This window comes from Streptomyces himastatinicus ATCC 53653 (assembly GCF_000158915.1).
Lineage (GTDB): Bacteria > Actinomycetota > Actinomycetes > Streptomycetales > Streptomycetaceae > Streptomyces > Streptomyces himastatinicus.
The window spans coordinates 4,436,814-4,450,992 of record NZ_GG657754.1; the positions used below are offsets into that span (position 1 = coordinate 4,436,814).

The following is a 14,179-nucleotide window of genomic DNA, read 5'->3' on the forward strand; positions in this document are numbered from 1 at the left end:
CCGCGTCACTGGTCCAAGAGTGCGCGGACGGATTACGGCCCCAGCGTGTCCCCGGGCGTCGGGGTCTCGCGCTGGACCCAGGAGCCGCAGGACGTGATCACCGCCCCTGTGCGGTCGCAGGTGATGCCGTGCACGGTCCCGGACGTGGTGATGACGTCGATGAAGATGTCACTGCCGGGGCCGCCGGGGCCGACGTCGATGGACACACCGCAGGCACCGACGGGCACGTCTCCCGGCTCGTCGGAGAGGTCGTCCCAGTCGATGACACCGCCGGGAGTGTCCTCGTCTCCGACGTAGGGGACTCCGAAACTGACGGCTGCGTAGAAGGCCCCGCCGCCGGCCGCTTCCTGACGAACGGTGTCGATGTCGAAGCACCCGTTGGCTCCCGGCCGCGGCGGCTTCGGCTTACCGGGTTTGCCGGGGCCGGCGGCGGTGTCAGCGGCGGGGTCGACGACGGGGTCGGGGTCCATGGGGTCCAAGGAGAAAGCCTGGTCCGTGGACATGACGGTCGAAACAGGCAGCGGTTCGGCTCCGAGGCCTTGCGCCGCGGCGGGCAGGGCGCCCAGTACGCCCGCCAGCGAGACGGCGGTCAGGGTGGTGAGGCCGCCCAGCGCCAGCCGTGTGGGCCGCCATGAGCTGTGAGGACGCATGCAGTACTCCTTTGGACGTGAACCGGGAAATCTCCCGGAAGGCGTTATTTGTCTTGAACTCCTTTCCACCTCCATCCGGCCTTTTATGTGATGAACCATCTGATTAGCCCAATGAGACCATCACGGGGCCTGCGTTCCTCCGGGGAATGCCGCGCGGACGCGGCGGCCGCCGTCGACCACCAGGTCGGTGCCGGTGATCCAGGACGCCTCGTCGGAGACCAGCCAGCGCACGGCGCGGGCCACGTCCTCCGGTTCGCCGATGCGGGCCAGGGGGAGGGTGGCGGCGATCGAGGGCTCGTCGGGTTCCCAGACGAAGCGGGCCATCTCGGTGCGGATGAGGCCCGGGGAGACCGCGTTGACGCGGACGCCCGGGGCCAGTTCGGCGGCGAGCTGGCGGGTGAGGCGCAGGAGGGCGGTCTTGCTGGCGCCGTAGGCGACCGACGCCGGGGCCCACGCCGTGGGTGCCCTCAGTGCAGATGTTGACGGACCGCGCCGCCCCGCCGTGGTCGCGCATCCAGGCGCGCCAGGCCGCATGGGTCAGGCGCAGCGGGGCCTCCACGTTGATGGCGAAGGCCCTGCGCCAGGCGAGCGGGTCGGCGTCGATGAGGGGGCCGAGGGGAGCGTTCGTCGCGGCGTTGTTGACGAGGATGTCGAGGCGGCCGAAGGCGGCGACCGTACGCGCCACGGCCTCCTCGATGTGCGACGCGTCCGCCACATCGCCCGGGCAGGCGAGGGCGCGCGGTCCCAGCTCGCGCACGGCGGCGGCCAGTTCGGCGGCATCGCGGGCGGTCACGCACACCGCCGCCCCATCGGCGATCAGCGCCGCCGCCACCGCCAGCCCGATACCGCGCGAGGCCCCCGTGACCAGCGCGGCCCGACCGGCGAGGCCGCCGGGCCCGGCCCCGCCCATGGTGCTCGGCACCGGCTCAGGTCCTCGTGTTCACCGTCTCGGTGTCCCGGCCGGAGCGCAGTACCTTGCCGGGGATCGCGCCGGTGATCTCGTCGTCCCGGATGGTTTCGACGCCGCCGACGCGGACGCTCACCATGCCCGTCGCCCGGGAGACCAGGCGGGGGCTGTCGCCGGGGAGGTCGTGGACCAACTTCGCCTGGCCCGCGTCGATGCGGTCGGGGTCGAAGAGGACGAGGTCGGCGTGGTAGCCCTCGGCGACGCGGCCGCGGCCGCGGAGGCCGAGGAGCCGGGCCGGGTCGTCGGTGAGCATGCGGACGGCGCGCTCCAGCGGGAGCAGTTTGCGGCCGCGGAGGCAGTCGCCGATGAAGCGCGTGGTGTACGGGGCGCCGCACATGCGGTCCAAGTGGGCGCCGGCGTCGGAGCCGCCGAGCATGACGTCCTCGTGTTCCCAGGTCTGCCGCCGCAGCTCCCAGCTGGCCGGGTCGTTGTCGGTCGGCATGGGCCACAGGACGGTGCGCATCTCGTCGGCGGCGCAGATCTCCACCAGGGTGTGGAACGCGTCCTGGCCGCGCTCGGCGGCGATGTCGCGGACGACGCGGCCGGTGAGTCCGGCGTTGGCCTCGCTGTACGTATCGCCGATGACGTACCGCTCGAAGTCGGCGAGCCGCCGGAAGACCCCGGCCTCGGGGCTCTTCGCGCGGCGCAGCATCTCCTCCCGCACGGCGCCGTCGCGGAGCTTCGCGATGCGCTCGGGGATGGGCAGGCCGAGGATGTCGCCCCAGCCCGGGATGAGGTTGAGCGCGCAGAAGGTGCCGAGCGACATGTTCATGGGCGTCAGGATCGGCATGGTGAGGGCGACGATGCGGCCGCCCGCCTTGCGGGCGCGTTCGCTCGCCTGGAGCTGGCGCGGTACGCGCTCGGGGACGGCGGCGTCGATGGTGAGGACGTTCCAGTTGAGGGGGCGTCCGGCGGCGGCGCTCATCTCCACCAGCAGGTCGATCTCCTCGTCCGCGAACCGGTCGAGGCAGCCCGCCACGATGGCCTCGATCTGGGTGCCCTCGTGGTCGCCGACGGCCCGGGACAGGGCGAGGAGTTCGTCGGGCCGCGCATGCCGGGAGGCGACGGGCTGCCCGTCGCCGTCGGCGTGGGTGGAGGACTGGGTGGTGGACAGGCCCCAGGCGCCCGCGTCCATGGCCTCGTGGAACAGCCTCAGCATCTGGTCCAGCTGGTCGGGGGTGGGCGTGCCGCCGATCGCGTCCGGGCCCATGACGTGGCGGCGCAGCGCGCAGTGCCCCACCATGAAGCCCGCGTTGACGGCGATCCGCCCCTCGAGGGCGTCGAGGTATTCGCCGAAGCTGTGCCAGTTCCAGGGCGCGCCCTCCTCCAGGGCGACCAGCGACATGCCCTCGACGCGGCTCATCATCCGCCGGGTGTAGTCGGCGTCGCCGGGGCGGTCGGGGTTGAGCGGGGCGAGGGTGAAGCCGCAGTTGCCGCCCGCGACGGTGGTGACCCCGTGGTTCATGGAGGGGGTGGCGTACGGATCCCAGAAGAGCTGGGCGTCGTAGTGGGTGTGCGGGTCGACGAAGCCGGGGCCGAGGACGAGCCCGGTGGCGTCCTCGGCGGAACGGGCCCGCTCGCCCAGAGTGCCGGGCTCGGCCACGGCGGCGATCCGTCCGTCGCGCAGGCCGACGTCGGCGACGTAGGAGGGCGCGCCCGTGCCGTCCACGACGGTCGCGCCCTTGATGAGGTGGTCGAGCACGGGTGGGTCCCTTCTGGCGGCTGCGGCGCCTATGCCTGGCGGAAGCGGGTCGTGCGGTGCACCGGATCGGTGTCGATCTTCGGGATGACGTGCTCGCCGATGAGCTTGATGGTGTTCATGGTGTCCTCGTAGCCGATGCCGATCGGCAGCCCGAAGGAGAGCTGGTCGGCCCCGGCCTGTTCCCACCGCTTGCACTGCTGGAAGACCTCGTCCGGGTCGCCGCAGATCATCAGCTCCTCGGCGATGAGCAGCTCGATGATCTCCTCGGTGTAGTCGGGGAGGAGTTCGGGCCACTCCGGGATGCCGTCCGGGCGGGGGAAGGTGTCGTGGTAGCGGAACAGCAGCGACTGGAGGTAGTTGAGGCCGCCGCCGAGCGCGATCTCGACCGCCTTGGCGTGGGTCTCGGCGCAGATCGCGGTCGAGGTCACCATGACGTTGTCGTTGACGAAGCCGCCGACCGGATCGGCGTCCTTGACGGCGTTCTTGTAGGAGTCGAGGACCCACTCCATGTCGGACACCTTCTGGATGGAGAAGCCGAGCACGCCGAGGCCCTTGCGGCCCGCCATCGCGTACGAGGACGGGGACCCGGCCGCGTACCACATGGCCGGGTGGCCGCTGCCGTACGGCTTGGGCAGCACCTTGCGGGGCGGGAGCGACCAGTGCTTGCCCTGGAAGCCCGGGTACTCGTCGCTGAGCCACATCTTGGCGAACTCGCCGATGGTCTCTTCCCAGATCTCCTTGGTGTGGTTCATGTCGGTGACGCCCGGGATGAACCCCAGGATCTCGTGGCTGCCCGCCCCGCGCCCCGAGCCGAACTCGAACCGGCCGCCGGAGAGGTGGTCGAGCATGGCCACCTTCTCGGCCACCTTGACGGGGTGGTTGACCTGCGGGAGGGGGTTGAAGATGCCGGAGCCGAGGTGAATGCGCTCGGTGGCGTGGGCGAGGTAGCCGAGGAAGACGTCGTTCGCGGAGAGGTGGGAGTACTCCTCCAGGAAGTGGTGTTCGGAGGCCCAGGCGTATTTGAAGCCGGACCGGTCGGCCTGGATGACGTACTCGGTCTCCTCGATGAGGGCGTGGTGCTCGGCCTCGGGGTCGGTGCGGCGTCGGCGCTCCGGCACGTATCCCTGTACGAACAGTCCGAATTCCAAGGGGGTCACCGCCTCCAGTTCAACAATCTGACGTACCGTCAGATTCGAGTCCGACCATGGCACCGGGAGGGTGGACCGTCAAGGCCCAGGCTTCAGAAGACCGAGACGCCGCTCAGCCAGCCGCCGTCGACGACGACCGGCTGGCCGGTGATGTACGAGGAGTCGTCGGAGGTGAGGAAGAGCGCCAAGCGGGCGATCTCCTCGGGGCGGCCGATACGGCCCATCGGGACCAGCTTGCGGTAGAGGCCGTCCACCGCCTCCGACGCCTCGGCAGCTTCCCCGGTATTCGCCGTGTCCGCCGCCGGGTCGAGCCGGGCGGGGTTGCTCATGGGGGTGTCGACCGCGCCGGGGCACATCGCGTTGACCCGGATCCCCTTGCTCGCCAGCTCCATCGCGGCCACCCGGGTCATCCCGACGATGGCCGCCTTGGTGGCGGCGTACGAGGTCAGCAGGGCCATACCGGAGAGCGCGGTGTACGAGGCGGTGTTGACGATCGTGCCGCCGCCCGCCGCCGCCAGCTCGGGCGCGACCGCGCGCATGCCGAGGAACGCGCCGACCTGGTTGACCTGGACCACGGCCAGGTACTCCTCCAGCGGGGTGCTGATCAGCTCGTTGAAGCGGAGGATCCCCGCGTTGTTGACCAGCCCGTTCACCGTGCCGAAGGCGTCCTTCGCGAACGCCACGGCGGCCGCCCAGTCGTCCTCGCGGCTCACATCGAGGTGGACGTAAGCGGCGGACTCCGCGCCCAGCTCCTTGGCGACGGCCGCGCCCTGGTCGTCCAGGACGTCCGCGAGCACCACCTTCGCGCCCTCGGCGGCGAACAGCCGCGCCTCCTGCTCGCCCTGCCCGCGCGCCGCACCCGTGACGATGACGACACGTCCGTCCAGCTTGCCCATGATGGCCTCCTCAGGCGTTCAGATGCGGGGCGACTTCGGCCGCGAAGGCCGCCATCTGATCGGTCAGTTCGGTGCGGCTGCGGCTGCGGAACCGCACCTGGATCTGGTCCACGCCCATGGCCGCGTACGCGCGCAGGGACTCGGCCAGCCGCTCCGGCTTGCCGGTGAGCGTGCGCCGCCCCACGCGCCACGGCGGGTCGCCCACGTACAGCGGCTCGGCGATGGCGCCGATCTCGGCGGGCTCCGCGACGCCCGCCGCCTCGCGCAGCGCGCGCAGCCGGGCGATCTGCGCGGGGAGCCGGTCCCGGGAGTCGCCCTGCGGCAGCCAGCCGTCGCCGCGGACGGCGGCCCGGCGCAGCGCGGCGGGCGAGGAGCCGCCCACCCACAGCGGGGGGCGCGGCGTCTGGGCGGGGCGCGGGGCCTGGCCGAGGTCCCGATACGCGAAGCGCTCCCCGTGGAAGTCGGCGAACTCCTCCGGCCCCAGCGCCGCCTTCAGCGCGTCGACCGTCTCGTCCAGCAGCGGCCCGCGCGCGTCGAAGTCGACGCCGAGCGCGTCGAACTCCTCGCGTACGTGCCCGGCGCCGACCCCGAGGATCAGCCGCCCGCCGGAGAGGTGGTCGAGCGTCGCGTACTGCTTGGCGGTGAGCAGGGGGTGCCGGAGCGCGGCGACGGCGACGTGGCTGAGCAGCCGCACCCGCTCGGTGGCCGCGGCCAGGTAGCCGAGGGTGGCGACCGGGTCGTACCAGACGGTGCCCATCGCGTCGGCCAGCCGCCGCGGGATCGCCACGTGGTCGCAGACGGCGACGTAGGCGAAGCCGGACCGGTCGGCGGCGCGGGCGATGGCCACGAGATCGCCGGGACCCGCGGCCGCCTCCCACGGTTCGGCGTAAAGGGTGCTCTGTGACTGGATCGGCAGCTGCATGCCGTAGCTCAACCGGCCCCGGGGCAGGACGCGCATGCCGGGCCTCCTTGTCGGTGGACCGCGGTGGGACCGCCATCGTCGTATCTGACGGTCCATCAGACAAGGCCCGGTGTTAGCGTACGGTCGACGTGAGCCTCAGCGCAGCGGCCGTCCTGACTCCCCGCACGAGGACAACCATGAGGGCACTTGATGATCGAGACGGTGTTCCGGTGCGACGACCTTCCCGTGGCAGACCGGTTCGACTACTGGCGCGAGCAGATGACGCACCTCATCGCCCCGATGGAGATGAGCAGCGAACACACCCGTGACTTCGAGGGCGAGGCGCGCGTCCTCGAACTCGGCGCCGCCCATGTGTGGCCCACGAAGTTCCGCCCGATGCGCTTCCGGCGGACGCCGAAGCTGATCCGGCAGTCCGACCCCGAGCTGTACCACTTCTCCTTCCTCCAGCGGGGCAACCTCCAGGTCTCCCAGGGCCGCCGGGAGACCGCGTACGGCCACGACGGGCTGTACGTCGTCGACACCTCACGGCCCTACGACTGCGTGGCGTACGGCGACTCCCCGATCGGCGTCGGCCTGGAGATCCCGAAGGCGCTGATCCCCCTCCCCTACGACCGGATCGACCCGCTGCTCGCCCGGCCCATCCCGGGACACGAGGGGATCGGCGCCCTGCTGGCGGGGTTCCTCACCCGACTGGCCTCGGACAACGGCATGTACCGCCCCTCCGACGGCCCGCGCCTGGGGACCGTGCTGATCGACCTCGCGGCCTCCCTGCTCGCCCACGCCGTCGAGGCCGAGGACGTCCTGCCGCCCGAGACGCACCGGCACACCCTGATCCTGCGCGTGCAGAACTTCATCCGGCGGAACCTGCACGACCCCCAGCTGACCCCGGCCGCCGTCGCCGCCGCGCACCACATCTCCGTGAGCTATCTGCACCGGCTCTTCCGCGCCCAGGACACCACCGTCTCCGGGTGGATCCGGCAGCAGCGCCTGGACCGCGTACGGCGGGACCTCGCCGACCCCGGCCTGTCCGCCGTCCCGCTGCACCAGCTCGCCGCGCGCCGGGGCTTCGCCCACCCCGCGGTCTTCAGCCGCACCTTCCGTGCCGCGTACGGCATACCGCCGAGCGACTACCGGCAGCTGGAGCTGAGGGCCCGCGTGCCGGACGCTCCCCCGTCGCGTCCGGCACCCGCGGCACTCGCGCCCCCGCCCCGCTAGGCCCCGCCCGGCGGAGGGTGGGCGCGCCGGGTTCCCAGCCTGCCGCAGCGCCCGGCGGGTGTCATTGACCAGCAGTGGACACTTCCTTGTTCCTGGGTGAACCGGCTCGCCGTGGACCCGATGGGCTCACGCCCCCGGCCCGGGCCAGAGCCCGTCCGCGGTCAGCCCCAGCAGCTCGATCGCGTTGCCCCGCACGATCCGCTCCACCACATCCGGCGCCAAGTGCCCCATCTGCGCCTCGCCGACCTCCCGGGACTTCGGCCAGGTCGAGTCGGAGTGCGGATAGTCCGTCTCGTACAGGACGTTGCCCACCCCGATCGCGTCGAGGTTCCGCAGCCCGAAGGCGTCGTCGAAGAAGCAGCCGAAGACGTGCTCGGCGAACAGCTCGGACGGCGGCCGCAGCACCTTGTCGGCGACACCGCCCCAGCCGCGGTTCTCCTCCCAGACCACGTCCGCGCGCTCCAGGATGTACGGGATCCAGCCGATCTGGCCCTCGGCGTACATGATCTTGAGGTTGGGGAAGCGCTCGAACGTGCCGCTCATCAGCCAGTCGACCATCGAGAAGCAGCAGTTGGCGAAGGTGATGGTGGAGCCGACCGCCGGGGGTGCGTCGGCCGAGGTCGAGGGCATACGGGACGACGAGCCGATGTGCATGGCGATGACCGTGCCGGTCTCGTCGCACGCCGCGAAGAAGGGGTCCCAGGCGTCGGTGTGGACGGAGGGGAGCCCGAGGTTCGGCGGTATCTCCGAGAAGCAGACGGCGCGCACCCCGCGCGCGGCGTTGCGCCGCACCTCGGCGGCGGCCAGCTCCGCGTCCCACAGCGGGATGATGATCAGCGGGATGAGACGGCCCCGCGCCTCGGGGCCGCACCACTCCTCCACCATCCAGTCGTTGTACGCGCGCACCCCGAGCAGCCCCAGCTCGCGGTCGCCCGCCTCGGTGAAGGTCTGCCCGCAGAAGCGGGGGAAGGTCGGGAAGCAGAGCGCCGACTGGACGTGGTTGACGTCCATGTCGGCGAGCCGGTCCGGCACCGCGTAGGACCCGGGCCGCATCTGCTCGTAGGTGATGGCCTCCAGCCGGACCTCGTCGCGGGCGTAGCCGACGGCGGTGTCGAGCCGTGTGAGGGGCCGGTGCAGATCCTCGTACACCCACCAGTCGGCGATCGGCCCGTCGTCACCGGGCGCGCCCATCTTCGGGGCGAACTTGCCGCCGACGAAGGTCATCTCCTTCAGCGGCGCCCGGACGATGCGCGGACCGATGTCGCGGTACTTCGACGGGAGGCGGTCCCGCCAGACGTGAGGGGGCTCAACCGTGTGGTCGTCCACCGAGATGATCTTCGGGAAGCTCTCCATGCCGTTCACGGTAGCGCCGATCTGACGGAGTGTCAGTTATCGGGTACGGGTTCTCTGCGGGTTCACCGCGCGTTCACCGCAACCCCTCCCATGCCCATGGAGCGCCCCTCCCGCCGCAAATACCGCGCCAGACTTCATGGGCACTTCGGACAACTGTGACTCCTCCACCCGGTACACAATGGGTGGCTTCTCGCTAAGCCGGTTGAGCTTCGCGACGGGCCAGCCCGGCCCGTAGAACGTTCAAGGCGCCCACGGTGTCGGCGTGCGCTTGGTGGCCACACTCCTGACAGTGGAATTTTTCCTGTGTGGGCCGGTTCTCCTTGGCGGTGTGCCCGCATTCGGGGCACCGCCGGGAGGTGTTGCGGGGGTCCACGGCCATCACTTCCCGTCCGGCGCTTTCAGCCTTGGCGTTCAGGATGGCGAGGAACACCCCCCATCCGGCATCAGCGATCGAGCCATTGAGCCCGGCTTTCGCGCTTGCCCCGTTAGGCAGAAAAGCACCCGGCTTGCCGGGGACGGGCTTTGGTGTGGGGGCCTTGCTCATGTTGCGGATCGTGAGGTCTTCGTGCGCGATGACGTCGTGCTCACGGATCAGGTCGAGCGCGGTTTTGTGTGCGTGGTCGAGCCGCTGGCGTCGCACCTTGCGGTGCAGCCGGGCCACGACCTGAACAGCCTTGCGGCGGCGCTTGCTGCCGCGCTTGCACCGGGACAGCGCCTGCTGGGCGGCGCCGAGCTTCGCGGCCGCCTTTCGTCCGTGGCGCGGGTTGAGTACGAACCCGCCGTCCGAGTCAGCCAGGAAGTGGGCCAGGCCCATGTCGATCCCGGCCACGGAACCCGTTGCCGGGAGTGGTTTCGGCTGGGCCTGCTCTGCGGTCAGGATCACGTACCAGCGCTTGCCCTCACGCTTGACGGAGACGGTCTTGACCTTGCCGACCACCGGACGATGCTGGTGCACCCTGACGTGCCCGACGCCTTGGAAGCGGACGCGGGTGACGGGGTCGTGCGGGGCGGCATCCCAGCGGCAGCCGTCGCCGTCCTTGGGGAAGTCGACCGTGTCGAACCTGCCCACTGACCGGAAGCGGGGATATCCGGGCTTCTCACCCGCCTTGACCCGGCGGAAGAACGCGGCGAACGCCTTGTCGAGGCGTCGAAGCGTGGCCTGCTGACTGGAAAACGACCAGCGGCCCTGCCTCTCGGGGTCGAAGGCGCGGACAGCCTTGAGCTGCGCGGACTGCTGCCCATACCGCACGGTCGTCTTCGAGACGTGCCGGTAGGCGTCTCGGCGTTCTTGCAGGGCTCCGTTGTAGAGCGAGCAGTGATCGCGCAGCATCTCGGAGAGGGTCTGGCTCTGGCGGACGGTGGGCCGCATGAGGAACTTGTACGCACGGATCATCCGGACCACCCCTTGGACTCGCATCGGCCCAATACCCGCCGAAGGTCGGCCTGTCCAACCTGGTCAACTCCCTCAAGGGCGTGTCCTCGCGCCGGTTGCGTCAGGAGTTCAGCCGCTGGGTGGACCACACGATCACGCACGGCCGGTTCTGGTCCGGTTCGTACTTCGCCGGGTCCTGCGGCGGCGCACCACTCCAGCAGGTCAAGGACTACATCGAGAACCAGAAACGCCCCAACCCGACGACAGACCGTCGGCAGGACACTCCGCAGTGATGCTGCGGTGCTCCGCGCCGCCAGGCTCAGAATTGGGTTCCCTCCCCGCCTGAAATCGGACACTCCCTACGAAGACGAAGGATGGCGGGCTTGTGGAGGACGTGGGGGCCCTACTGACGCGGAAGGCGTTGACAAGGCAAACTGACCCGTGCGACTGGGAAGGACAGGCGAGGGGGAGACCATGGACGGCGAAAGGGAGCGAGTGCCGGGACAGCACTTGTACTTCACCGTGCTGGGCCCCGTCCGGGCCTGGCGGGGCGATGAAGCGATCAGCACCGGTTCGCCGCAGCAACGCGCGCTGCTCGCCGCGCTGCTGCTGCGCGGAGGGCGCACCGCGACCGCGCCCGAGCTGGTCGACGGGCTGTGGGGCACCGAGCCGCCGGAGGCGGCGATCGCCGCGCTGCGCACGTACGCCTCGCGGCTGCGCAAGGCGTTCGGGCCCGACTCCGAAATACTGGTGAGCGAATCGGGCGGCTACGCGATCCGCATCGGCCTCAGCTCCCTGGACACCGACGTGGCCGAGCAGCTCACGGCCGAGGCGGAGAAGGCGCAGCACTCCGGGGACCGGGTCCGGGCGCGCGACCTGTTCAACAAGGTGCTCGACCTGTGGGACGGCGAACCGCTGGCCGGAGTGCCGGGCCCCTACGCGGAGACCCAGCGCACCCGGCTCGACGAATGGCACCGCTCCCTCATCGAGACCCGGCTCGACCTGGACCTGGAGCTGGGCCACCACTCCGAGGCGGTCTCCGAACTGACCGCGCTGACCGCCTCGTACCCGCTGCGCGAACGGCTGCGGGAGCTGCTGATGCTGGCGCTGTACCGCAGCGGGCGGCAGGCGGAGGCGCTGGCCGTCTACGCCGACACCCGGCGGCTGCTCGCCGACGAACTGGGCGTCGACCCGCGCCCCGAGCTGTCCGCGCTGCACCAGAAGATCCTGGAGGCCGACGCCGAACTGGCGGTCGCCGCGCACGCCGCCGAGGAGCCGAGCGGCGGCAGCGCGAGCTTCGTCCGCCCCGCGCAGCTGCCCGCGACGGTCTCGGACTTCACCGGGCGGGCCCCCTTCATCAAGGAACTGAGCGACCAACTCGCCACCGCCGAAGGGCGTGTCATGGCCGTGTCAGCGGTCGCGGGCATCGGCGGCGTCGGCAAGACCACCCTGGCGGTGCACGTCGCGCACGCCGCGCGCCACCAGTTCCCGGACGGCCAGCTCTACGTCGACCTCCAGGGCTCCGGCCCCCTGGTCGCCGACCCCGGCGCCGTGCTGGGCTCCTTCCTGCGCGCCCTGGGCACCGCCGACAACGCCATCCCCGACGGCGTCGAGGAGCGCGCCGCGCTCTTCCGCTCCCTCCTCGACGGCCGCCGCGTGCTGACCCTGCTGGACAACGCCCGCGACGCCGCCCAGGTGCGCCCCCTGCTGCCCGGCACCCCCGGCTGCGCGGCGCTGATCACCAGCCGCCACCGGATGGTCGACCTGGAGAGCGCCCACCTGGTCGACCTCGATGTGATGAGCCCCGACGAGGCGCTCGTCCTGTTCACCCGCATCGTCGGCGAGGAGCGGGTCGCCTCCGAGCGGGACGCCGCCATGGACGTCGTCGCGGCCTGCGGCTTCCTGCCGCTGGCCATCCGCATCGCCGCCTCCCGCCTGGCCTCCCGCCGCACCTGGACCGTCTCCGCCCTGGCCGGCAAGCTCGGCGACGAACGGCGGCGGCTGGACGAGCTGCGCGCCGGTGACCTCGCGGTCAAGGCCACCTTCGAACTCGGCTACGGCCAGCTCGAACCGCAGCAGGCCCGCGCCTTCCGCCTGCTGGGCCTGGCCGACGGCCCCGACATCTCGCTGGCCGCGGCGGCGGCCGTGCTGGACATGGACGTCGACGACGCGGAAGACCTGCTGGAGAGCCTGGTCGACACCTCCCTGCTCGAGTCCGCCTCCCCCGGCCGCTACCGCTTCCACGACCTCGTCCGGCTCTACGCGCGTGCGTGCGCCGAACGCGACGAGATGCCGCCGGCCGAGCGCGACGCCGCGCTGTCCCGGCTGCTGGACTTCTACCTGTCCTCCGCCGCCCGGGTCTTCGCCCTGGCCCGGCCGGGGGACCGGCTGGTGGACCACCTGGAGCCGACGCGGTATCCGGGGCTGGACTTCCCGGACTCGGCGGCCGCGCTCGACTGGATCTTCACCGAGGCGCACTGCCTGCTGGCCTGCATCCAGCAGTCGGCGACCGGAGACACACTGCGCCGCGCGGCCGACCTCCTGGTGGCGGCGAAGGACCTCGGCGAGTCGGGCGCCAACTCCCGGCAGTACGAGGCGGCGGCCCAGACGGTCCGCGACGCGGGAGAACGCGCCGGGGATCCGCGCGCGGAGGGGCGTGCCCGCTTCACGCTCTCCCATCTGCACTGGATGGCCAGCCGCTACGAGCAGGGCGAGCACGAGGGGCGTCAGGCCATGCGGCTCGCCCTGGCGGCCGAGGACCCGATTCCCGGCTGCGAGGTGCCCAATGAACGCGGCATCATCGCGCTCTACCAGAAGCGGTACGAGGACGCCGAGGCGTACTTCCGCCAGGCACTCGAAGCCTTCCGCGCCGACAACAACCGGCCGGGCATCGCCGGCGCCCTGTGCAACATCTCCCGAGCCCACTCGGCGATGGGCCGCACCGACAGCGCCATCGAACTCGCCGCCGAAGGCGTGGAGATCTACAGCAGCCTGGGGCTCGCCCTGCGGGTCGCCAATGGACGCTTCGCCCTGGGCATCGCCCTCCACCAGGCCGGGCGGTACGACGACGCGCTCGACCAGCTGACGCAGGCGCTCGCACTGTTCCGCGAGAACCGGCAGCGGCTCTGGGAAGGCTCCACCCACGCCCGGCTGGCCGAGACCCACCTCGCGGCAGGCCGTCCGCCGGAGGCCGCCACCCATGCTGAACAGGCCCTCGCGCTGCGCTTCGTCGGTGGTGAGTTCCGCCGCGGTACCGTGCTGAAGGTCCTGGGCAAGGCACTGGACCTGATGGGCCAGACGGACCGGGCCCGGGCCTGCTGGCAGGAGGCCCTGACCATCTACGAGCAGCTGAACAACCCCGCGGAGACAGAGGAAGTACGGGCCCTGATGGCGCCCATGGCGACCGCGTAGCAGGTTCACAGCGCCACGTTCATCAATCGTTTATCCCGGACCGGCAGCCTTATTGCTGTCGATCCGTCCCCGCGGGGGGCAGACGGGTCGGTGAAGAGGCCACTCCTTGCCTCGTTTTAGGGTGAGCGGCCTTGTGTGCCCGTCCGGCGACCCACGGGGGAGTCGCCGGACGGGCGTTGTGCACCCCAAACCGACCGAGTTCAATGGAGTTGATCCTCGTGAGTGAGGACAAGAAGCCCACGTCCGACGCCTACCGGCCGCTCGACAGCCACCCGGACAGCCCGTCGCCGCTGAAGGCCGACAGCCACCCGGACGGCGTGGGCATCGGAACGCTCGACAGCCACCCGGACAGCGCGAAGCCGCTCCAGGCCGACAGCCACCCGGACAGCCCGAAGCCGCTCCAGGCCGACAGCCACCCGGACGGCGCGGGCATCGAGACGCTGGACAGCCACCCGGACAGCGCGACCAAGTAGAGACCGTCGGCAGCCGCCGACGGAGCACGGCACGGCGGGGACCGGTGTTGGTGGGGCCGGAGGGGAGGCC

At 71.3% G+C, this 14,179-nt stretch carries 10 protein-coding genes and 2 pseudogenes; 4 read left to right on the forward strand and 8 right to left on the reverse strand.

The window, feature by feature from the left end; translation table 11 throughout:
* Positions 1–32 precede the first annotated feature (32 nt).
* From SSOG_RS46790 to SSOG_RS18335, 6 genes and pseudogenes are all read right to left on the reverse strand, one after another.
* Complete coding sequence (locus tag SSOG_RS46790; protein ID WP_050799898.1) at positions 33–650, reverse strand: hypothetical protein; 618 nt, start codon at positions 648–650, stop codon at positions 33–35.
* Between the two features lie 120 nt (positions 651–770).
* Positions 771–1,470: pseudogene (locus SSOG_RS18315) on the reverse strand (SDR family oxidoreductase).
* Positions 1,471–1,576: 106 nt separating this feature from the next.
* Positions 1,577–3,319, reverse strand: a complete 1,743-nt coding sequence (locus tag SSOG_RS18320) for an N-acyl-D-amino-acid deacylase family protein (protein WP_009715738.1) — start codon at positions 3,317–3,319, stop codon at positions 1,577–1,579.
* Positions 3,320–3,348: 29 nt separating this feature from the next.
* On the reverse strand, positions 3,349–4,467 hold the full coding sequence (locus tag SSOG_RS18325; protein WP_009715739.1) for an LLM class flavin-dependent oxidoreductase: 1,119 nt from the start codon (positions 4,465–4,467) through the stop codon (positions 3,349–3,351).
* A gap of 92 nt (positions 4,468–4,559) precedes the next feature.
* The gene (locus SSOG_RS18330; protein ID WP_009715740.1) at positions 4,560–5,363 is read right to left on the reverse strand and encodes an SDR family NAD(P)-dependent oxidoreductase; all 804 of its coding nucleotides are present in this window, start codon (positions 5,361–5,363) and stop codon (positions 4,560–4,562) included.
* Between the two features lie 10 nt (positions 5,364–5,373).
* On the reverse strand, positions 5,374–6,321 hold the full coding sequence (locus SSOG_RS18335; RefSeq protein WP_039938012.1) for an LLM class F420-dependent oxidoreductase: 948 nt from the start codon (positions 6,319–6,321) through the stop codon (positions 5,374–5,376).
* 153 nt (positions 6,322–6,474) lie between these two features.
* Between SSOG_RS18335 and SSOG_RS18340 the strand changes: the two genes are divergently transcribed.
* Entirely contained in the window at positions 6,475–7,500 is a 1,026-nt protein-coding gene (locus SSOG_RS18340) for an AraC family transcriptional regulator (RefSeq protein WP_039938013.1), read from the forward strand.
* A gap of 126 nt (positions 7,501–7,626) precedes the next feature.
* On the opposite strand, the gene SSOG_RS18345 is transcribed toward SSOG_RS18340, so the two are convergent.
* Positions 7,627–8,853 carry an amidohydrolase family protein gene (locus SSOG_RS18345; RefSeq protein ID WP_039938014.1) on the reverse strand — a complete coding sequence of 409 codons (1,227 nt, stop codon included), beginning with the start codon at positions 8,851–8,853 and terminating at the stop codon, positions 7,627–7,629.
* Between the two features lie 193 nt (positions 8,854–9,046).
* On the reverse strand, positions 9,047–10,246 hold the full coding sequence (locus SSOG_RS18350) for an RNA-guided endonuclease InsQ/TnpB family protein (protein ID WP_039941338.1): 1,200 nt from the start codon (positions 10,244–10,246) through the stop codon (positions 9,047–9,049).
* 29 nt (positions 10,247–10,275) lie between these two features.
* On the opposite strand from SSOG_RS18350, the pseudogene tnpA reads away from it, so the two are divergent.
* The 3 genes and pseudogenes from tnpA to SSOG_RS18365 all read left to right on the forward strand — a co-directional run.
* A pseudogene (tnpA, locus tag SSOG_RS18355) lies at positions 10,276–10,518 on the forward strand (IS200/IS605 family transposase); the annotation flags it as partial.
* Positions 10,519–10,699: 181 nt separating this feature from the next.
* A complete protein-coding gene (gene afsR / locus SSOG_RS18360; RefSeq protein WP_039938015.1) occupies positions 10,700–13,636 on the forward strand; it encodes an SARP-family global regulator AfsR in 2,937 nt (978 codons plus the stop codon).
* Between the two features lie 218 nt (positions 13,637–13,854).
* The gene (locus tag SSOG_RS18365; RefSeq protein WP_154685951.1) at positions 13,855–14,109 is read left to right on the forward strand and encodes a hypothetical protein; all 255 of its coding nucleotides are present in this window, start codon (positions 13,855–13,857) and stop codon (positions 14,107–14,109) included.
* Positions 14,110–14,179: the final 70 nt, after the last annotated feature.